This is a genomic window from Mucilaginibacter endophyticus (assembly GCF_003351025.1).
In the GTDB taxonomy this organism is placed as follows: Bacteria; Bacteroidota; Bacteroidia; order Sphingobacteriales; family Sphingobacteriaceae; genus Mucilaginibacter; species Mucilaginibacter endophyticus.
Genome location: NZ_QPCG01000002.1, coordinates 350,821 through 371,867, shown reverse-complemented (window position 1 = coordinate 371,867; position 21,047 = coordinate 350,821). Strand labels below are relative to the sequence as shown.

General features: G+C 43.1%; 20 protein-coding genes. 2 read left to right on the top strand and 18 right to left on the bottom strand.

Annotated elements, in window-relative coordinates; translation table 11 throughout:
• From DUL71_RS09010 to DUL71_RS08965, 10 genes are all read right to left on the bottom strand, one after another.
• Nucleotides 1-3,237, bottom strand: a complete 3,237-nt coding sequence (locus DUL71_RS09010; protein ID WP_114937793.1) for an efflux RND transporter permease subunit — start codon at nt 3,235-3,237, stop codon at nt 1-3.
• Between the two features lie 3 nt (nt 3,238-3,240).
• Nucleotides 3,241-4,644 carry a TolC family protein gene (locus DUL71_RS09005; protein WP_114937792.1) on the bottom strand — a complete coding sequence of 468 codons (1,404 nt, stop codon included), beginning with the start codon at nt 4,642-4,644 and terminating at the stop codon, nt 3,241-3,243.
• Between the two features lie 161 nt (nt 4,645-4,805).
• Nucleotides 4,806-5,180: a hypothetical protein gene (locus DUL71_RS09000; RefSeq protein ID WP_114937791.1), complete on the bottom strand. Its 375-nt coding sequence runs from the start codon at nt 5,178-5,180 to the stop codon at nt 4,806-4,808.
• Nucleotides 5,181-5,736: 556 nt separating this feature from the next.
• Nucleotides 5,737-6,339: a hypothetical protein gene (locus DUL71_RS08995; protein ID WP_114937790.1), complete on the bottom strand. Its 603-nt coding sequence runs from the start codon at nt 6,337-6,339 to the stop codon at nt 5,737-5,739.
• Between the two features lie 46 nt (nt 6,340-6,385).
• Nucleotides 6,386-7,366, bottom strand: coding sequence for a relaxase/mobilization nuclease domain-containing protein (locus DUL71_RS08990; RefSeq protein ID WP_114937789.1), 981 nt, complete (start codon nt 7,364-7,366; stop codon nt 6,386-6,388).
• Nucleotides 7,356-7,730, bottom strand: coding sequence for a MobC family plasmid mobilization relaxosome protein (locus DUL71_RS08985; protein ID WP_114937788.1), 375 nt, complete (start codon nt 7,728-7,730; stop codon nt 7,356-7,358). The genes DUL71_RS08990 and DUL71_RS08985 overlap by 11 nt, the downstream gene beginning before the upstream one ends.
• Before the next feature lie 217 nt (nt 7,731-7,947).
• Nucleotides 7,948-8,283: a hypothetical protein gene (locus DUL71_RS08980; RefSeq protein ID WP_114937787.1), complete on the bottom strand. Its 336-nt coding sequence runs from the start codon at nt 8,281-8,283 to the stop codon at nt 7,948-7,950.
• Nucleotides 8,280-8,543 carry a helix-turn-helix domain-containing protein gene (locus DUL71_RS08975; protein WP_114937786.1) on the bottom strand — a complete coding sequence of 88 codons (264 nt, stop codon included), beginning with the start codon at nt 8,541-8,543 and terminating at the stop codon, nt 8,280-8,282. The genes DUL71_RS08980 and DUL71_RS08975 overlap by 4 nt, the downstream gene beginning before the upstream one ends.
• A gap of 14 nt (nt 8,544-8,557) precedes the next feature.
• Complete coding sequence (locus DUL71_RS08970) at nt 8,558-8,827, bottom strand: helix-turn-helix transcriptional regulator (protein WP_114937785.1); 270 nt, start codon at nt 8,825-8,827, stop codon at nt 8,558-8,560.
• A 173-nt stretch (nt 8,828-9,000) separates the two neighbouring features.
• Nucleotides 9,001-9,762: a hypothetical protein gene (locus tag DUL71_RS08965; RefSeq protein WP_114937784.1), complete on the bottom strand. Its 762-nt coding sequence runs from the start codon at nt 9,760-9,762 to the stop codon at nt 9,001-9,003.
• Nucleotides 9,763-10,275: 513 nt separating this feature from the next.
• Here DUL71_RS08965 and DUL71_RS08960 point away from each other — a divergent pair.
• A complete protein-coding gene (locus tag DUL71_RS08960) occupies nt 10,276-10,512 on the top strand; it encodes a hypothetical protein (RefSeq protein WP_114937783.1) in 237 nt (78 codons plus the stop codon).
• 229 nt (nt 10,513-10,741) lie between these two features.
• On the opposite strand, the gene DUL71_RS08955 is transcribed toward DUL71_RS08960, so the two are convergent.
• The 4 genes from DUL71_RS08955 to DUL71_RS08940 form a co-directional block, all read right to left on the bottom strand.
• The gene (locus DUL71_RS08955) at nt 10,742-13,135 is read right to left on the bottom strand and encodes a phosphoketolase family protein (protein ID WP_114937782.1); all 2,394 of its coding nucleotides are present in this window, start codon (nt 13,133-13,135) and stop codon (nt 10,742-10,744) included.
• 18 nt (nt 13,136-13,153) lie between these two features.
• Nucleotides 13,154-14,341 carry an acetate/propionate family kinase gene (locus DUL71_RS08950; protein WP_114937781.1) on the bottom strand — a complete coding sequence of 396 codons (1,188 nt, stop codon included), beginning with the start codon at nt 14,339-14,341 and terminating at the stop codon, nt 13,154-13,156.
• Between the two features lie 93 nt (nt 14,342-14,434).
• Nucleotides 14,435-15,013 carry an HdeD family acid-resistance protein gene (locus DUL71_RS08945; protein WP_114937780.1) on the bottom strand — a complete coding sequence of 193 codons (579 nt, stop codon included), beginning with the start codon at nt 15,011-15,013 and terminating at the stop codon, nt 14,435-14,437.
• 75 nt (nt 15,014-15,088) lie between these two features.
• The gene (locus DUL71_RS08940) at nt 15,089-15,520 is read right to left on the bottom strand and encodes an Hsp20/alpha crystallin family protein (RefSeq protein WP_114937779.1); all 432 of its coding nucleotides are present in this window, start codon (nt 15,518-15,520) and stop codon (nt 15,089-15,091) included.
• A 222-nt stretch (nt 15,521-15,742) separates the two neighbouring features.
• Here DUL71_RS08940 and DUL71_RS08935 point away from each other — a divergent pair, with 222 nt between their 5' ends.
• Complete coding sequence (locus tag DUL71_RS08935) at nt 15,743-16,603, top strand: universal stress protein (RefSeq protein ID WP_114937778.1); 861 nt, start codon at nt 15,743-15,745, stop codon at nt 16,601-16,603.
• 231 nt (nt 16,604-16,834) lie between these two features.
• Here the strand turns inward: DUL71_RS08935 and DUL71_RS08930 are convergent, their stop codons facing one another.
• The 4 genes from DUL71_RS08930 to DUL71_RS08915 form a co-directional block, all read right to left on the bottom strand.
• Nucleotides 16,835-18,037, bottom strand: a complete 1,203-nt coding sequence (locus DUL71_RS08930) for a PAS domain-containing sensor histidine kinase (protein WP_114937777.1) — start codon at nt 18,035-18,037, stop codon at nt 16,835-16,837.
• Nucleotides 18,038-18,067: 30 nt separating this feature from the next.
• Entirely contained in the window at nt 18,068-18,799 is a 732-nt protein-coding gene (locus DUL71_RS08925; RefSeq protein ID WP_114937776.1) for an LOG family protein, read from the bottom strand.
• Between the two features lie 78 nt (nt 18,800-18,877).
• Nucleotides 18,878-20,137 carry a glutamyl-tRNA reductase gene (gene hemA, locus DUL71_RS08920; protein ID WP_208645514.1) on the bottom strand — a complete coding sequence of 420 codons (1,260 nt, stop codon included), beginning with the start codon at nt 20,135-20,137 and terminating at the stop codon, nt 18,878-18,880.
• A 13-nt stretch (nt 20,138-20,150) separates the two neighbouring features.
• Nucleotides 20,151-21,029, bottom strand: coding sequence for a universal stress protein (locus DUL71_RS08915; protein ID WP_114937774.1), 879 nt, complete (start codon nt 21,027-21,029; stop codon nt 20,151-20,153).
• Nucleotides 21,030-21,047 lie beyond the last annotated feature (18 nt).

The window sequence follows — 21,047 nt, the reverse complement described above, 5'->3', positions numbered from 1 at the left end:
TCAGGATACCAATTCCATGGTTCTTTCTTCGACTTCAGATTCTGCTAATAATGACGCGTCTTTGTAGGATGCTTTTTGCTGCACCCATCCATACACCAGGGGCACGATATAAAGGGCAGCAATGGTAGAGGCTATCAAACCACCTATCACCGCACGGCCTAAGGGAGCTGATTGATCACCTGATTCGCCCAGGCCGCTGGCCATGGGTATCATACCGGCTATCATGGCCAAACTGGTCATCAAAATAGGCCTTAACCTTATGCTCGCCGCTACAGAGGCCGCTTTGAACGGATCGCGATAATCCATCCTTAACGTTTCGGCATTGGTAACGATCAGGATAGCATTGGCTACCGACACCCCTACCGACATAATGATCCCCATGTACGATTGCAGGTTAAGCGTTGAACCGGTGAGCAACAACATGGCTATAGAACCCAGCAAAACTGCCGGGGCTGTAGACAGAATAGTAACCGCTAAACCAAACGATTGGTAGTTGGCCGTAAGTAATAGTAGTATCACAACTACAGCGGCCAGCAAGCCATTTTGCAGAGAACCCAGCGTTTCGGTAAGTAAAGATGACATACCCCTAACTTCGGCAACAAGGCCCTGTGGCGGTGTCCCCATCTCGTCAATGGCTTTTTGTACAGCGGCAGTTGCAGTGCCAAGATCTTTTTTGTAGATATTGGCGTTGATGGTTAAAAACCTCCGCGGACCTGAGCGATCGTATTCGCCCGGAAGTGAATCGATATTTACGCTTGCGATATCCGACAATAATGGCCTTGGCTTGCCGGGCACAACGGGTATAGCCTGAAGCTGTTCTATGCTGTTCATCATGTATTCCGGCACCTGTACCTCGGTGTTATAGGTGTACTGCTTGTTGTTATCCAGCCATAAGTTTTTGAGCGTGTACCGGCTTGACGCAGTAGCATCCGAAATACTTTTAGACACGTTTTCAATGCTCAATCCTAACTGGGCGAGACGCTGCCGGTCAAGCCTGATATTGATTGTCGGAAATTTTAAGGGCTGCGCAACCTGCACATCACGCAGGTAAGGAATGGCTTTCAACTTATCTACCAGTCTGGCTGAATACCCCGCCATATCGCTGATGTTTTTGGCGGCAACCCGCACTTCGATTGGTGTTGCCGAGCCTTGCGACATCAATTTCTCCGTTAACTCGATGGGCTCAAAAGACAATCTTACCTTGGGGAATTTTGCGCCAATGGCCGTCCGCAGTTGATCTTTCAGATCATCCATTTTAATTTTATAGCTTTCATCCAGTTGCACCTGTAGCACTGCCTCGTGCGAGCCGCTGTTGAAAACATACAGGTTGCTGTGCCCGTAGTTGGCAGATACCGGGCCAACGAATGCTGAAGATATCGCCACATTACCATGAACTGCCGAATCGATGATCTTCAGTATACTTTTCACATTGCGCTCAGTGATTTCGAGGCGGGTTCCATCCGGTTCGCGCACCCTTAACTGTAACTGTCCCGCATTTGATTTAGGCAACATGTCCTTCCCGATAACAACAAAACCGATACCTGTCAACATAAATACAACAACGAGGTAAAGTATCACAATAGGCTTCCGTTTGAGCATCCATTTGTTCAGCTTATTCAGCAAGCCAACTTTTATGCGCTGAAAAAAGTCGTTCTCTTCCGGGTGTTTGATATCCTGTTCGGTATGCAGTTTTACCTCCGCGGTTTCGTCGTCATCCAGATCCAAACCAGCGTGGGCATGAAACCCCGCATGATGGTATTGGAACATCTCCGCTTTCAAGATCCAGTTGGATATGATCGGCACCAGCGTTTGCGCGGCTATGTACGATACGATCATGGCAAAAGCAATAGACAGCGATAGCGGCAGGAACATCGCTTTGGGCACGCCGCTCATCACAAACGATGGTGCGAATACTGCGAGGATACTTAACAAAATGAGTAACAAGGGAAACGAAATTTCGGTACAGGCATCCTGGATCGCGAGCTTTTTACTTTTGCCCATCTCAAAGTGTTGGTGGATATTTTCAATGGTAACCGTTGCCTGGTCAACCAATATACCGATAGCAAGGGCAAGGCCGCTCAAGGTCATGATATTAATGGTTTGCCCGGCCATTTTCAGGAAGAAAACCGCACTTAAAATCGCTACCGGGATAGTAATGATCACCACTAAACTGCTCCGCCAGTCACGCAGAAACAGCAATACCATGAGACCGGTCAGTATAGCGCCAAGAATGCCTTCCGTCATTAAACTTTTGGCAGAGTTGATAACGAATACACTTTGGTCAAACTCGTAGCTCACATGCACATCCGGTGGCAGGAGGCTTTGCATCTCGGGCAGCTCCTTACGCAGGTTTTGTACGACATCCCAGGTAGAGGCGCTGGCCGTTTTTACTACGGGGAAGTACACGGAACGTTTACCGTTTACCAATGCATAGTCCACCACGAGGTCAGATGCATCTTCAACCTTCGCAACATCGTGCACATAAATGGTATTTACACCGTTGCTGATAATAGGGATATCCGCAAAATCTTTAACTTTTTCTTCCTGGGAATTTACTGATGAAATAAACATCGTGCTATCAATTCGAACATTCCCCGAAGGTGTCATAGCGTTGTTTCGGCCTAACGCCTCTACTACCTGTTCGGGAGAGATATTCAGCTCCCTGAGTTTCTGCGGATCTGCTTTCAGGATGATTGACCTCGCGTTAGAGCCAAATGCAGGTGGCGCTGAAAGCCCCGGGACTTTACCAAACAGCGGACGGATCAGCGTACCTGCCATATCGAAGATATCGTTCAATGATTTGGCATTACTGCTGAATACCAGCTCGCCAATGGGAAGTGAAGAAGCATCAAAGCGCACTACCTCAGGCGGTAAGGCGCCTGGAGGAAAAAACGACAAACACCGGTTTACCTGTATGGCAATCTCAGCTGATGCTTCGGCCATATCCGTACCTTCATAAAAGGACAGTTTAATGAGCGTAAGGCCCTGTATATTTTTACATTCGATGCTTTTCAGGCCATCAACATATAAAAAGTGGTCCTGCATTTTGGTGGAGAAAAAGCCTTCCATTTGCCTTGCACTCATACCGCCATATTGCTGGATAACATATACTGTAGGCGAATTAAGGCTTGGGAATATATCAATAGGTACCGACCGCAGGGATATAACGGAGAATAAGAGCAGGCCTACAAATAGCACCAGTATGGTGATGGGCCTTTTTAATGCTGCTTTTACCATGATCTATCTTTTAATGTTTTGAATAAATGAATCGAGGTTACCGCCGGATGCGGCTTTATCAAGGTTAGCGCTATACCAGTCGTTCAGGGTTTCCACATAATTGACCTGGGCGCTGTAAAGCAGGAAGGAAGCGTTTGTCAGGTCGATGAGGTTAATAACCCCGGCTTTATATTGCGCTACTTTTTGGTTGTAGGTATCTGTTGCCGACTGCAATTGAACCGGCAACTCCCTGAGGTTTAGCTCAGCTGTTTTGATTGCTTCATCTGCCTGGGCCTGTGCATTGTGCAGTGCCAACACCTGTTGCTTCAGGTCAAAATCGGCAGCCTGTGTTTGATAGTGATTTACAGCAATCTTATTTTTTCTGTGCACCACGTTAAACAGATCGTAGGTAATGGCAACACCTGCTGCATAGTTATAGCGCTGGTAACCGAGGCCGGTATTTAATGAACGGTAATCATCGCCATACGCAATGCTCGATCCCCTCGCCCATCCACCGCCAGCCAACACAATCTTAGGCAGGTAACTTTTTTTGACCAAAGTCTCAGCACTCTGAAAAAGCGCCTTTTGTTTCACATAATAAGCCAAGAGCGGGTTATTGGTTGTATCCGGCAAATTGTTAAAAAAAGATCTCGTCTGCGGGTCATCGTTTTTACGGACGGTATCAATATTGATATCAGCAGCGTTGATGCCGGTTAAAAAGCTCAATTGCTGCCTGGCCTGCTTGATCAGCCCCTCCCGCTGGTTGTAGCTGACGCGAATTTTTGACAGCTCGGATTTCGCTTGTGAGGAATCGGCACCTGGCTTGATCCCGCTCCCGGTAAGCGCGCTAATAATGGTGTAAACAGATTGGTAACGATTAATATTCTGCTGATCTACCTGCAACAGGTACAGGTTTTTGAGCATATTAAAATACAGTTTGCCAATCTGCAATTTGATCACATAGCTCTCTTTATCAAAATCGGCCTGCTGCACATCGGCATACGCGATGGCGTTATTTACTTTAGCGCCGCGCAGCCCGAAGTTAACGAGATCGTATTCTGCATAAACTGAAGCTATGTTACCTGTTTGAGCTGCGTAATTATTCCCGGACCGAATACTACCGGAGGTAGCATGGATAATACCTCCAAAAGGCAGATAGGTGCCTGTTACATCATTAGATGAAGCAATTGTCACCTCATCACCAATGTTCAATTTGGGTAAAAAGCTATTTCGGGCATCAGTAACATTAGCTTTCGCGCTGTTCACCAGGGCCTGTTTTTGAAGCAGAAGTGGCAAATGAGCTCTAGCCGCATCAACAAGTGCCTCAAGTGTATAAGTGTTTTGTACCTGTGCTTTTGCCGCAATGGCAAAAGTCAGCAAGTATAAGGTTACGCACAAACGCGTAGCCTTTAAAAAATAAGATGTCATAAATACTGTTGAATGAACAGGATGATAAATAGTTGAATAAGTATGTTTCCCGGCCTGTTTAAATTTTGTGTGTGCGCTAAACCACGGCACAAAACAATAGACTGCCTAACCCTCGCAGGGCGATGGATAAGGAAACTTTAACTAACTGAGATAGCTATTATTCAGATTTGAAAACGGGAGATCCAACAATAGTAATCATTGCTGGGTGATACCTGGAATATTGTTGAGAAACGACTGTTTAACTTATTCCATTTTAATCGGGATAGCAACCAGGATAAATTAAATCTGGTCAATAGTACGAACAGCAACGGCAGCATAACGATACTACCGTCAGCCGTAATCTCTGCCGCGTCTTCAGCTGCTTCCGCATGCGTCTCCTTTTTCTTGATCACACGTTGCAGTGAGGCGAGCATCCGGTTAGGGTCTTTAACAAGCAACGAGTTCATGGATATCCTGTAGGCGCAAAAAGGGCGCAACAAAATCATCAACACTGCAAAGGTGTAGGTGATCAGTTTAAGCGTCCTTTTGATATCCATCTTGCTTTCTGGTATGTTAATATTAAATTAACATTTATTTAACAATAATAATCATTTGCCTTTATCAAAACATTGAAAATGGCGACGCAACGTAAATGTTACATAATTTGGAATTTATTTAATGACATAAGCCAAGGCATTATCAAAATCATACTAAAATACAACGTTAAGGATTAAATTAGCAATTTCTGAAGTGCGCTTATTAACCTCCCCTATTAACAATACTTTTTGATAAAGCACGCACCCAGTCATATCACCGCTTAAACAACCGGAGCTGTTAGCAGGAAAACTGTCAAGGGTCCCGATCCTATCATCGGGATTTATATACCCTTGACTGTATTCCTGCGTAGCTAATTTTGTGACTGCGGTGCTGTGACTAACCTACTACTCGTGCGCGGGAAAGGCAGGTGTGTATGAGGAACGAATACACTCCTGAGCGTGCGGTGGCGAGGCTGGCGGCGTAATGGAACCCGGAGCGAAGCGCGTGGTGTAATGAAGCCGCCTGCCTCAGCCGCATGGCCATCCCCTCCTATCAAAAAAACATGTTAATGCGTGCTCACTTAGCTGAACGTACTTTCTTTAGGTTATCCCTCGCCGTTTTCTGATCCTTGTCTGCCTGATCGGCAATAGCTTTAGCGGCAGCAATTGCCTGTTGCTTTTCCATTGCTTTTTCTGCCTTTGCAATAAAAGCACTTGGATCATTATGTAATTCAGTAATGATCGCATCCGCAGTATTGGGATACATCGCCCTGACCAACCAGAAATTATAAGCCTCCTCGTTTAGCCGATCGTTTTGATGATTGAGATATAAAGCAGTTCCAAACGATCCGGCAGTAATAACAAAAGCTACCACAACTCCGATAATCAGGCTTTTTGACCATGCTCCGAAATGATGACTGTTCTTAACATCAATTACTTTTGGTACCCGTGAAACCACACCTTTTAATTCATCCATCTGTTGCTGGATCTTTTTATCATTATAACGTTTATTAGCCGTTTCGATCCTGTTGGCTATCTTGTCTAATGTTTCCTTGTATTGACTTAAAAAACTCTTCAGAAACTCCGGCATATCGGTTTCTACTATGGTTATCCTTTGAATCAACCCTTGTATCAGTTCCTCCAGCATCGTTACTTTTTCCTCCAGTTCTTCCTGTTGCATACTACCTAAGTTTTAATAGTTTAAATAATCTTTTTTTGCAATCACGCTACCTGCTTATCCCTTGTGACTGGGAATGCTCCGCTTCATGTTTCTTTCGTTTCCTTTTGGCTATATCCGCATCCCCCATCGGATCGGGCGGACCGGCAACAAACTGCGGTTCCAGCAAAGTTTCCAAAATGCCTTTACCGCCGGTTTGAAGGTGCACGTGATCAGCCTGGCCTCGTAGCCTGATCGCTTCCCTTAACTGGTCGGCTAATGAAGGTGAATCTACTTTGCTTACTATATGTTCCTGCTGCGCCTGTAGATTCCGGTTAAGCTGCATATTAATCCCGGCGTAGCTCAAACTCCGGTCAATAGCAGATCCTTTCATTTTGATATCACCTTTTTCAAAAGAGATGCCCTGCACCTCATCACTACCGCTCCGATATTTATAAGCGATACCAATACCCTGCTTTTGTAAATTCGCTTCCAGTTGTTTCCAGTCACTTGATTGTTTAAGCGCTGTTTTAATGATGTCAAAAAGCTCATACCGGGTTTTCTCCTTTCCTTTTAAGGCCTGCCTGTTCACCTGTTCCTTGCTTTCCCCCAAATGATACCCATGCTTAAGTGTGATCTCCTTGCAGGCTTTGACATTTTTGGCAAAGTTGTTTTTATCGGTAATGGTGTTGCCGTTATTATCTACCCTGTTATAAATCACATGTAAATGCGGATGCTCCCTGTCATGGTGACGAACTACAACGAACTGGGTGTTACGGATACCCACTTTATCCATGTATTCTTTAGCCCGCTCCACCATGATGTCATCACTCAACTTAGACAGATCTTCCCTGCTCCAGCTTAAAACCAGGTGCCCTACGGCTTTGCCCAATTCCGGCCGCAACTTTCTCTGCAAATTAAAATCATGGGTGATCGTACCGGCACTTTGCATCCGCAGGCCTTCGGCAGCAATGATCTTTGCATCCTGTTTGTTCACCACATAGCGGACACAGCCGCCAAAGCTTCTTCCGGTTATTGGTTTACCTATCATGGCTGATCTTAGTTAATAACTCCTCGATCTGTTTAAGCAAAGCCTGGCATTTCAGCGCCAGGGAAAAAAGGCCGGCTACATGAGCAAGGTGTGTCAACTGGTTAAGGTTATTGGCAAGCCCGGCCAGCATCCTGAACCAACCGGTTTCCTCTACTGTAAATCGCGGAAAAACTTTCGCGCTTTTTGCCGCCCTTCGGAACCATTCACTGGATCTCAACCCGGCCTTCTTTGCCCTGCCATCGATCAGGACACGTTCAGTCGGCGTTAAACGTACCATCAGGAAATCGCTCCGGCTGACCGTTTTTTTCGGTCTGCCCGGCAACCGCTTTTTCTGTAATTTATCTTTTTCAGTTGATCCTGTCATAAAATCACGTTCTTAAAACTTCTTCCCAAACCGACCAACGGGAGCGAGTTACCGGATCACCCCAGCGGGGTGTATCCGGGTTTTTGTGAAGCAAAAACATTAACTCGCTCCCTTCGGGTCGTAGATTTCTCCGCCATATAACGCGCTATCTGTATAAGCGCTGCATACCGCTTGCGGTGTGTTATTCCAATGTTGCAAAACGAAGTTTTGCGCGGATTCAGACACCATCCTTTTTTGCTACTACTTGTGCTTCCGGCCAGTAAACCAGGCTGCCCTGCTTTGGATGATAGGACGGCTGATATCGGATATAACCATACTCATCCAGTTCCCTGATGCATTTGTGATAAGTGGCAATCGAGGCAACCTTGGAAAACGCCATGAGCGTTTTCCGGGTCACACTAAATGGGTTTATAAAACCGTTCCTCTGCCAGCAAACAAACAAACCGGTAAACAAGCTAAGGTGAGTTGGCAGCAACCGGCTATCTTTCTCCATGCGCTTAAGCAAGCTGGCGTACGCTGCCAGCTCTTTGACAATTTCCTTTTGCAGCTTCATTTGCCTTCTCCTTCCAGGATCTTGTTGATGTCTTCCAACTTGTAGTACATGATGCTGCCTACTTTGGTAAAACGCAGCGTGCCGTTGATCCGAAGATTTTGAAGCGTTCCGGGCGATATTCCCAACAGCTTTCTTACTTCTGCACTCTTCAGCCATTTTTTTGTACTTGCCTGTCCAGGCTGTATGATCCTTTTGATCTCGTTAAGCAGATCGCTTTTAAATTCCAGTAAATCCCCTTTAGTGATTAGTTCCACATTCATCTGTTCCTCCTTTTTTAATCGTTAATGGTCTGTTGCATGGCATTAAGTACTTCACTTTTTCTGAAGTACACCCTTTTATGCAGGCGCAAATAGGGTAAGCCTTTTTTCATCCAGTCAGTAAGCGTAACGAGAGACACGCCGAGTTCGGCGGCGAGTTCTTGCTTGGATAAAAGTTTTTCTGAATTGGGCAGCTGGCTACCGCCCGTTTCGAAGTGTTCCTGTAGTTCTGCTCTCACTGCCTGGCGTATGCACAGGCTAAGAGCTTCTTGATTGATTATCTGCATAGCATTTGTTTTGGAACAAATGTGTGCTGTACAGAATAGATTTCTTGACCATGCAGAACTGCATGGTTAAAATGGAGTAGTTTGGAGAAAGGTGAAAGTGCTTGTAAAATACTGGTTGACAGCTTGATGTTGTATTAGTAAACAATCAGCTGATTTGCCGGCAAAAGAAAAAATCAGCTTCTCTTTTTCGCAGGGTTGATCGTAAATAGCTTTGCTTTTGCAGGAATATCGGCGTGTTTATCTCCCGGCTCCCGCTTGTCACTCGGGAAATAACGGCGTATGGTTTCGTAGTTGATCGCCTTATCTCCTTCGCGGAAATACTTACATATCATTTTCATCCAGACGCTTTGCGTTTGGGAAAACATGAGTTCCCTCCCTTCAGGTGTTTTAAGTTCCTGCATTTGCAGGTGCAGGTGCAAAACGGCATTTCGATATCCTTCCGGAATATTAATATAACCTTCGGTTTCAAGCGCAGTGGCTTTCCTGAGATCGGCTTTCAATTGAGTTACCTCTTGTTTAAGTGCCAATATTTCTGATTCCTGCTGCGCTATTACTGCATCATTTGATTTGTAAATGTTCCAACGGTCAAGCGAAATCAGCATTGACGTAAACTTTTGCAATCGTACGATTTCCCGCTCATTCCTTAAATGGTGCTCATCATAAATATTAGTACCTAACAACACTTTTAATTGTCTTTCAATGAGTGACCAAAAATATTTAAAGAAGATCTCTTCTGTACCATCTGGATATTGAGACAGATAATAAGCCAGATGGCGCTTGTAAAATTCATCTATCTGATCTTCTCGAATGGCAAACACTCTTTTAAAAAAGTGTTTTAGAAAATGAGACCTGTCCCATTGTAATGGATTGCCGATATCCAGGGTATCCTGCGCAAAATCGAATCGATCGCGTGGTCTGAAGTATGTAACGCTCATAGGTAGGTGATTTATTCAAAAATAAGTGTTTCTTAAGTTGGAAGAAAGGTATAAGAAAGCATTTATCAATGCAACGATGAGGTTCTCAAAGTTCATTAAGCTTATTATGCGTGAGGTGAAGTTGTTTGTCAGTCAAGTTTATTTAAGCCTTGTTTCGGTTGACTGAAACCTTCTATAATTGCTCCAACTCCCATTCAGAGGCTGCAATAGCGGTCATCACAAAGGAACGCTTCGATGGCCTGGTTAAGAGGATATCATAATGGATGGTCATTGCTCGCTTTTCGTCAGGAAGTAATATAATCGGGTATTACTAAGTATGTATAAAAAGAGTGGTGAAAAACAATAGCAGAACGACCAATAAGGAGAAACTCCCAGAAAGCTGCCAGCTGACGGAATAAACTCACCCTCTTACCGAACTTTCGTACGGCTTAAAAAAACGTTACTAACGTAACTTGAATGCCTGGAAACATTTCTTAATACCTTTTATTTCAAAATAAAATCAAATTATAAGCCATGAAAAGTACAGTAATCATCGGCCTCGCGACTCTTTACCTATTTGTTTATATAGCTCTGATTACCTTAGGATACGCTTACCTTGTTATTGTAACATTATATCTCATCTCGCCGTTAGTAGTACTATGGATAGTTTATTCTGTCTTTAAAGATAACAGCAAGGAGCATCCAGAATTAGGTTGCAACGAAGAATTGGGATACCGGGACCGTCCGAAAGAAACGTTGGGCCTATTTTAAAAACCGAACAGGAGCCAAAGCGGCTTGAGTCATGGGGCATACTCAGGGAGCGTTGCGCCTTCTTTCGTCTTACGGTTCCGCCTGATTTCAGCGCTTCAGGATAGCCTCGTGAAAAATGATTGAACAGAGTCAAAATCAGCCAAAACTCCCACTCTCACCTTCAAATTACCCGTACTGAATCAAGTAATTTTTCCTGCAAAATGTTTTCACGAAAACATTTTGCAGTTTTTTATGATTTACTTCCCACTTTCCATTGCCAGTTCCTTATCTCGGGCATATCTTCACCATGAGCATAGATAAACTGTTTATGCTCAACTAACTTATCCATTAATTTCTGTTTTAAATATGTGCCCCTACTGCCAAGTGTAGCCACGCGATCTATAACATCGATAGTTAGACGAAACCTGTCCATTTCATTTAAAACAGTCATATCAAATGAGGTGGTAATTGTACCTTCTTCCTTGTATCCCCTTACGTGAATATTATTATTGGTGCGGTTATAGGTAAGCCGGTGAATAAGCCATGGATATCCATGAAAAGCAAAAATCACAGGCTTATTGGCAGTAAATAGCGCGTCAAAATCATGATCATTCAAGCCATGAGGATGCCCGGATTGCCTTTCGAGCTTCAAAAGGTCAACTACATTTACAACCCTTATTTTTAAATCCGGCAGGTGTTCCCTTAGAATGGATACCGCAGCAAGGGTTTCCAGTGTAGGGATATCTCCGCAACACGCCATTACTACATCCGGATCACAGTCCTGATCATTACTCGCCCAGTCCCAAATCCCTATTCCTCTTGTACAATGATCTACAGCATCTTTCATATTCAACCATTGTGGGGAAGGATGTTTTCCAGCCACCATAACATTTACATAATGACTACTCCGCAGGCAATGATCCATTACAGATAAGAGGCAATTAGAATCGGGCGGTAAATAAACTCTCACAATCTCTGATTTTTTGTTGATCACATGATCTATAAAACCCGGGTCTTGGTGGGTAAAACCGTTATGATCCTGCCGCCAAACGGTAGATGTTAGCAGTATATTTAATGAAGCTATCTTTCTTCGCCATGGGATCTCGCTGGTCATTTTGAGCCATTTGGCATGCTGATTAAACATCGAATCTACAATATGAATAAATGCTTCATAGCAGTTGAACAGGCCATGCCTGCCGGTAAGCAGGTATCCTTCCAGCCAGCCTTCGCATTGATGTTCACTTAACATTTCCATTACCCTTCCGGTTGCAGCCAAGTATTCATCATTTGAATCAACATCGGCATTCCATTGCCTGTTGGTTACTTCAAAAACAGCTTCCAGTTTATTCGAAACCGTTTCATCCGGACCAAAAACGCGAAAATTTTGGGGATTAAGGGATATAACGTCCCGTAAAAAACGTCCGGATACGTGTACATCACCCTCCCCCGCAACACCAGGGGCAGGTACATTTACGGTGTATTGCTGGAAATCCGGAAGGCGGAGTTCTTTCAATAATAGCCCGCCGTTAGCATGAGAGTTCACCCCCATCCGGCGGTTCCCTTTCGGTGCTATCTCCGCTATCTCTTTTTTCAAGCTGCCGTCGATATCAAATAATTCTTTAGGCCGATAGCTTTTCATCCAGCTCTCAAGCATTTGCAAATGGCTTTCGAAAGCTGGTGACACTGTAAGCGGGATTTGATGAGAGCGGAACGTACCCTCTATTTGTTTTCCGTCAACAACTTTAGTTCCTGTCCAGCCTTTGGGTGACCGCAGAATAACCATCGGCCATTTTGGCCTCTCCATTCCGGGGTGTTCGGCGGCATTATATTTAATTTGCTTAAGGTAATGAATCGATTGCTCCAAGGCTGCCGCCATAGCCTGGTGCATAAATTCAGGATCTGATCCTTCAACAAATATCGGGCTATAACCATAACCATAAAATAGCTGTTCCAGCTCATCGTGAGGTAAACGGGCTAATACGGTTGGGTTAGATATTTTATAGCCGTTGAGATGCAAAATGGGCAATACGGCACCATCGGTAAGCGGATTTAGAAATTTGTTAGAGTGCCAGGCAGTTGCAAGCGGCCCGGTTTCGGCCTCACCGTCGCCAACTACACACGCAACTATCAAGTCTGGGTTATCAAGCACCGCGCCAAACGCGTGACTTAGCGAATAACCCAGCTCTCCTCCTTCGTGCATTGATCCCGGTGTTTGGGGCGAGGCGTGGCTGGAGATACCACCGGGAAATGAAAACTGTTTGAATAGTTTTCTCATCCCAGCCTTATCCTGGCTAACTTCGGGATATATTTCACTATAAGTACCCTCAAGGTAGGTGCCTGCAACTACAGCAGGCCCCCCGTGCCCGGGACCGGAAATATAAAGCATGTTTAGGTCGTACCTGTTAATAAGCCTGTTGAGGTGTGTGTATATAAAGTTTTGACCGGGTGTGGTTCCCCAGTGCCCCAATTGCATCTTTTTTATATGCTCTATCTTTAAAGGCTCATCCAGCAGCGGATTATCGCACAAGTAAAGCTGGCCAACAGATAAATAATTTGCTGCACGCCAATATGCATCCAATTTTGTTAAACAATCATCGGTTAACGGTGCATTCTCGTTTTGGGTAATATCCGTTATCATTTTCATTTCTTAACTTTTAAAAATTTAAATGTTCATTAATTCACTAATCGTCTCAGCCATCATTAGCTCTTCATCGGTTGGCATTACATAAACTTTAACCCCTGCTTCAGCTACTGATATGACATTTTCGTTTTTTTGGTTTGCTTCGTAATCAAGCTCGATTCCTAAAAATTCAAGCCCCGTGCATACCTTTTTTCGTATCACTGCTGCATTTTCCCCTATTCCACCTGTGAAAACCAAGGTATCAATGCCACCTAAAGCGGCAGTGAAGGCTCCAACAGATTTCTTAACATAATAGCAGAACAGATCTACCGCTTCTACTGCAAAATAATCCGTTGCGTCCCGCGAAAGCAGGTCATGCATATCGCCGCTGCTTCCGGAGACACCCAAAAGTCCCGACTCATGGTTGGTCATGTGGATAAACTGGTCGGCAGTAAGCCGTTCATGCTTCATAATGTGCCAGGCCACGCCAGGGTCAATATCTCCCGACCGGGTGCTCATTGGCAACCCCGAAGCGGGGGTAAAACCCATGGTGGTATCCACGCTTTTGCCGTCCTTCACCGCCGCCAGGCTCGAACCATTACCTAAGTGCGCAATGATAATTTTGCCTTCCCCGTTGCCCTCTGCCTTTAACTTTTGCATGATATATTGATACGAGAGGCCGTGGAAACCGTAACGCCTTATTCCAGATTGTGTAAAGCGCCTTGGCAATGGCAGTAATTTGGCCACGGCTGGCATATCCTGATGGAAATATGAATCGAAACAAACGTATTGAGGCAATTGCGAATAACGATACCTGAAAGCATCGATCAGCTTAATTTCGTTTGGCAGATGCTCCGGATCATCACCAGCTTCCTTTTTTAAAGTGGATAACATGTGGTCATTAACAATAGCGGGTGAGCAATCCTCCATGCCATGCACCATCCTGTGCGCTATGACTTTAACCTGAGCGAATAAGGGTTGGCATTCAAGCCAGTCCACAATGAATTTTATCGCCGACACATAATCAGTAACATCATTAGGGAGTGTTTCAATTTCGGAGAGCTGATTCCTCGTAAGTTCAAATGACATTCCGGGCAGACCAATGCGGATTATCCTACCTTCTCCTATTTTCTGAACATTAGCAGTCAGGCGGAATAAAGAGAATTTGATACTTGATGAGCCTGCATTAATTGCAAGCAATGCTGCCGGCGCTGGAACTTTTGTGTTCATTTTCAGACATTTAAATACCGTGACAAATACTAAGCGCCCAATATTCGTTAAATAAAACCGGGCTACCTGATTATAAGAAAACTAATGACCATGTCACATATGGCCGGATACACGCCGGCTTATTTCCTTTATCTTTATTGAAATAACAATTCTGAATATTCCGGCCCCTAAAAAAGCAAGCCCGGTCCAAATGATTAGATTTGCTATTCCAAAAGCAGGATAGGCCAGTATCCCTACCGAGAAAAAAACAACAACAAGGCTGTTAAATAAGATCCAGCCCCAACTTGAAATACCATAAGCACGCATATCGATAGCACTTCCAATCCCCATTATGCCTCTAACCAGCAACCAAAAGCCAATAATAATCGGAAGTAGCATCATGGTTATTGAAGGATAGCTAAAGAGGTAACTTCCAATAGCAATATCAATGAGCCCGCTTGCCAATAACCACCCCCAGCGCTCAATATGTCTGATGCTCATGAGGGATACAATGGCTTCAAAAAAACCTGTTATGATCATGCCTGCTGCAAACGTAAGGCTGAGCGATAAGTAGGACTGCAGCGGCGATAAAATGATCCACACGCCGAGAATAGAAAGTAATATCCCTGATAATAGCATCAACACCCAATATCTTGAGGGCACTCTGGCACTTTTATAAACTACTACTTCCATCGCTTGATTTTTTTCGCTTTAGATCAAAGAAAAAGTTGCACCGGTGCAACCAGGCACAGGTGCAACGTGGTTTGATCAGTCAATATTGATTTTCTTTTTCTCCGTTGTGTCCTGCTTTGTTTTGCGGATATCAATAGTCAGTAATCCGTGATTGTAGTTTGCTTTGATATGCTCGTTGTCCACATTATCGGGCAAGCGAAAAGTGCGGGTAAACGAAGTATTAGAAAACTCCTTACGGGTATAATTTTTCTTTTCTTCGTTATGCTCCTCGCTGGTTTCGGCGCTTATAGTTAGCAAGCCATTTTCGGTATTGATATTAAAATCATCTTTTTTAAAACCAGGGGCAGCAACTTCAAGCTCATAATTATCCTTAGTATCACGAATGTTTACCGCAGGTAATAATTCCTGATTAAATAAAGGGAACGCGAAAAAACTGTCATTGTTCCAAAAATCTTCCATCATTGAACGTAATGAAGGCGTGTTGTTTGATTTTACTAATGTTGACATAGCGGTATGTATTAAGTTTATGGTCCAAAATTGGGAACAAACGATTTAACGTAACATGACGGCCGTCACAATAACGTATGATATTCAGCACCAAAGTGTTGCGGTGACAGAATAATCGATGCTGAACATCAGTATTCCTGATGATCACGATCATTTGCAGCTGAGCTTATTATGCGAAAATTTGTATAAACAATTTCAATAACATTAAACCAATTTGTCATCATGAAAACTATCCTTGCACTTACCGATTTTTCTGATAATTCAGTAAACGCAGCTAACTCAGCTGTGTTGCTTGCGGGTAAATTACATGCCAACATGCTGTTGTATCATAATTATGAAACGATAGCTGTAGCTTCTACTTTCTCAGGCGGCCCTTACGTAGATGAAGAGTTTTTTTTAGCTACTACTGAAACAAAGAAAAAGCTTGACCACCAGCTAAACACCCTTCAATACATTGCCGATGACATTAATAAAAGCTATCGCAAACCAACACTCAAAGGTTTGAGTGGTGACGGAAACCTGGAAGACAACCTCAAACAGGTAATTGATGAAAACCAAATCGAATTTATAACTATGGGCGCACCATCAAGTACGTCAATCGACCATTTGTTTTTTGGCAGTGAAACGAATAAAATAATAAGGCATGCTCAAAAACCCGTACTTGTTATACCTGCCAATGGTGCTTTAGCAGATATTAAAAATGTAGTATTCGCCACAACTTTTGATGAACCCGACATCCAGGCCCTGCACTATTTAATAAACCTTGGCAAAACCTTTCATTTTAGCATCGAAGTGGTACACGTAAATCAACAGGTTAAGGACAAGCAGCAACAGATTGAAAAGGAAGCGGTATTCCAAAAACACATAGCCAAATTTGGGTATGATAAAATCTCGTTCAGAAACCTTGGAGGTCATGATGTTGCAGACAGGCTGCACCGTCATTGTGCTGAAGTAAAACCCGATATTCTTGCTGTAGTTCATCATCAGCATTCATTCTTCAGGCGCTATTTTGAGCACAGCACAACTAAAGATGCTCTTGAAGATTTAAAACTGCCATTATTCATTTTTCCTGCAACTGTGTAACGGTACCGGCATTAAGGATCTGTTATCTAAATTAAACGACTTACATTAAAAGAATACCTAACCGGCTTTCTTTTGATGTAAGCCGTTAGCATGAAGCCATTTCTTTGCCGTCTGAAATTTATTAAACCAGCAAACGTGATTAAAATATGGTACGGAGATAACAAAATGTGTTTATAGTGTACCTTTGTTTTTCAGCAAAACGCCCGATCTGTATATACTGGAGAAAACATATTAATATGATCGGTTATACTCGACGGGAAATCTCATCTCAAAAATTGTACCTCGCCCCATTTCGCTTTCAAAACCGATGGTGCCCTGCATTAGTTCAACGTAACGCTTAACTATGTTCAGGCCCAAACCAGAGCCTTCAACATCCGCGGTATTGGCCGCCCTAAAAAATGGTTGAAATATTTGAGTGCAATCATCTTCCGGGATCCCAATACCGTTATCCTTTACTTTAATAATACATTGGTCTTTATCACTTTGAGCGTGTATTGTGATTAAACTATTTTCTCCCGAATATTTAATTGCATTTGAAATAAGGTTAACAAGACAATGCCTTATCAAGTTTGCATCGAGTTTGACGTAAATCGCATGACTGCTGTGATCAAAAACAATACACTGGCTGCTTTTTGCAAGCAGGGTCATTTCCGAAACGATATCATCTACCAGGGGACACAGGTTAAAGGATTTAAAATCGATTTTTACTTTGCCGGATTCGATACGCTCTATCGACAAAAAATCATTAAGAATATTGGTGAGGTCGGCCACCGCCCCTTTTATCTTCAACAGATGCCTGAATATTTTTTCTTTATTCAATCTGTCGTAATATTTTTCAATCAAGGACGCTGATAGTTGGATGCTACTGAGTGGCGTCCTAAACTCATGGGAGGCAATTGAAACGAAGCGTGTTTTCATTTTATTAACCTCTTTTTCTTTGAGCAAAGATGCACTTACCTCCTCTTTGGCCTGTTCCAGTGTTTGGACAATATTTGTCAGGAAACTTGTACGCTTATCAACAATTGCCTCCAGTTCGGATGTGTATTCCCTTTGTTGTTCTTCAATATTCTTTTCAAGAGTAAGATCATGTATGACACCCGCATAAACTGTTTGCCCGCGAAATTGAACTTCACTAACCGATAACCTTGCAGGAAAAGAGGTTTGGTCTTCTTTAAGGGCTGTAATCTCGCGCCCTTTATTGATCATATTCGCCTGCCCTGTTTCGTTATATCTACTAATACTCCTTTTATGAGAAATGCGTAGATGAGCCGGCATTAAACAATCCACATTTAATCCGCATAACCCGCCTGGCTGGTACCCAAATAATTCGTGGGCAGCAGGATTGGCAAAAATAATCTGCCCGGATTGATCGATAATTATTATACCATCTATCACGTGTTGTATAACCGCTTTAATTAAATTAAAATCATCCATAACGATAGCGTATTAATATCAGCAGATAATTTAAATGTGCTCAAGCAGCCATTTCATTGGCTTTATGGTGTTGGCAGGTTTTAAACCGAAAGCTTTGATACTCTTCTCTGCTATCAGGCTAACTGCTTCTTGTATATCATCGGTAATCAGGTATAATTTCGTGTCATTTGGGCCAATGGTTCCATTCGCCTTCATCTGGTTGATATGTTCCACAAGCTCCCTGTGATAAGCTTTGCCGAAAATAATAACGGGAAAATTTTCTATTTTATGGGTTTGAATCAGGGTAAGCGCTTCAAAATACTCATCCATGGTACCGTAACCGCCCGGCATTACTACAAAGGCAAAAGAATATTTGACCAACAATACTTTCCTGATAAAAAAATGCTTCATATAAACCCACTTATCAAGGTAACGATTGGGTTTCTGCTCCACCGGTAACTGAATATTACAAGCTACCGATTTACCGCCAACATCCTTAGCGCCACGATTGGCTGCTTCCATAAGTCCCGGCCCCCCTCCGGTCATTATGGTAAACCCAAGTTTGGCAAATTCGGCTGCGGCTTTTCTGGTAAGTTCATAATAGGGATGATCTTCGTTAAACCTGGCCGAACCAAAGACTGTAATACAAGGGCCGATAAAATGCAAAGCACGAAAGCCCTTTATAAATTCCCACATGGTTTCTAAAGTAAAACGCAACTCCTTGAACCTGGAGTGGGGGCCTTCCAGGAATACGATCTCTGATTTATTTATACCGTTAGCCATAACAGGTTGTTTTAATCAAATCTGTTGATTAAAACAGAATTTTGAAATGATCTTAGTCAATGACTTATTTGACAGATATCATATTAAAACGGTTTTTTGCATCAAAAACTGAGGTGACATAAAATCATTTAAAGCTTCAAGATAATGGCAGCCGGCTTGATTTGAGCTTTTCATTTTTGCGGCCGTTTCATTCAAAATTTGCTGTATCCTCTGTTGCTCTTCAAAAACAATAGGGCTACCCGTACCATGGGCAAGCAATGATTGACTTATACAAATGGAGGTTAGTTTTCCTTTAATAGTATTTACCAATAAAAGGCTTTTACGAATTTCACACCACTCCATAAACTTATCAATAAAGTATTCATTGATCTTTTGGGCGGCGCACACGTCCCCTTGTCTTTTTTGTAACGTTTTACTATTAATCAGCGATACCTCATCAATATTAACTAAATCAATATGAGGCAATTTTGCTGCTTCCGGCTCAACATTATAGGGCATGGACAAATCTATAACCAGTTTTTTACCCGGGCATTCAAGGTCTCCTTTTAAAATAATGGGATAAGGTGCCCCTGTAGCTACAATGATAATGTCAGAAGATCCTATCAGGCTATTCAACTCGTCAACAGCTGCGTAATCAGCATTCACTTCACCCGCAACCTCTCTTGCCTTATCTACAGAACGGTTAACTATTGTAATACTAACCTTCCCCAGGCATTCGGTTATGTTTTTACATGTAAGCCGTGCCATTTTTCCGGCGCCCACGAGCAATATTTTACTATCAATATTAAAAAGGCTATGTTTTTTTATGAGTTGAACAGTTGCGAAAGACACGGACGTAGATCCCTTACTCAGGCCGGTTTGATTTTTAACCTGCTTCGATGCCTGCAAAACGGTGTTATAAAGCTTCTCTAAAAAACTATCGATAAAGCCACGTTCTTTGGCAAATTTAACAGCTTGTTTTAACTGCCCTACAATTTCATAATCACCCAGTATCTGTGAGTCTAAACCTGCCGCAACATTAAATAAATGCCTGACTGCATTCACGTTCTGTTTCACATAACAGTAAGCGGCAAATTCATTCTTTTTGCCAACGGTAACACCACATAATAAATCAATAAGCTTGTTTGCATTGTCTGTTAACCCATAAATTTCGGTACGGTTACATGTTGACAGAACAAATACCGAATTGATTCCATAGTTATTTGCACTTTTTAATAAAACTTCATATTGCCCGCTGCTTATTGCAAATTTACCCCTGTTATCGGCATCTGTTTTTTTGTAACTTATCCCAATGACATAAAAGTTACGGATATCCGCCATGCTGTTAATTGTTTTCAAAATATTCGCTCAGTTAAAAGTGTACAGCAGGCAGGCCTTCAGGCAGCATTAGCAGGGGTATTTCAATATGATGTGAAAGCTTTTGAGTGTAACTAAAACCTAAAAGCTGTCCGAGGGGGCTTAGCCTCCGGTGTACCATAACCAGCATATCAATTACACCGTGTTCGCTAAGCCAGTCGAGTCCATGCATTACATCTATACTTTTTATGTGCTTGTAATAGATTTTGGGATAATTGGCTTTACAGGTAACCTCTTTTAAAAATTCATCAACTTTTCGTTTATCATCACCTGTTTCAAATTTGTCGTCGGTAATATGGGCTATTAACAACTCGGCGTTGAAATAGTAAGCCAGGCTCGCTACGGAATGGATCAGTTCGATATCTCCCCTACTCAAATCAGTAGCAAACGCTATTTTAAATATCGGACGAAAACGGGCCTCCACCGGGATCAGCAGTACGGGGAATGTTGCTTTATTAATGATCTCCTGGGTATTACTTCCTAAAAAGAACCTGCTTACAGCTCCCTCTCCCGACATCCCCATTACTACCATTACACATTTTTGGTCTTCAACTGTGTTTCTTATCACATCCATTACTTCACCGGTAGCGCTATGGGTGCCTATAAATTCGCGACCAGAGGCTATTTTCTCAAAAGGAACTTCATGTCGTAAAGTTACCGACAAGTGCTTCAGTTCCTGGTCCGCTTCTTCCTTCAAAGAGGCATAATCCTCCAGCGGCCAGGGAACCTGCGCCGCCATGGGCGCCTCAGATGGCACTTTAATAGCATGGCACAAGGTTACCCCGGCCCTTATATTTTTTGCAAGGTTTAAAGCGTAGCTTGCCGCATTGTGAGCAGGAGCTGAAAAATCGGTTGGTACTAAGATCGTTTTCATAACTTAACAACTATTAAT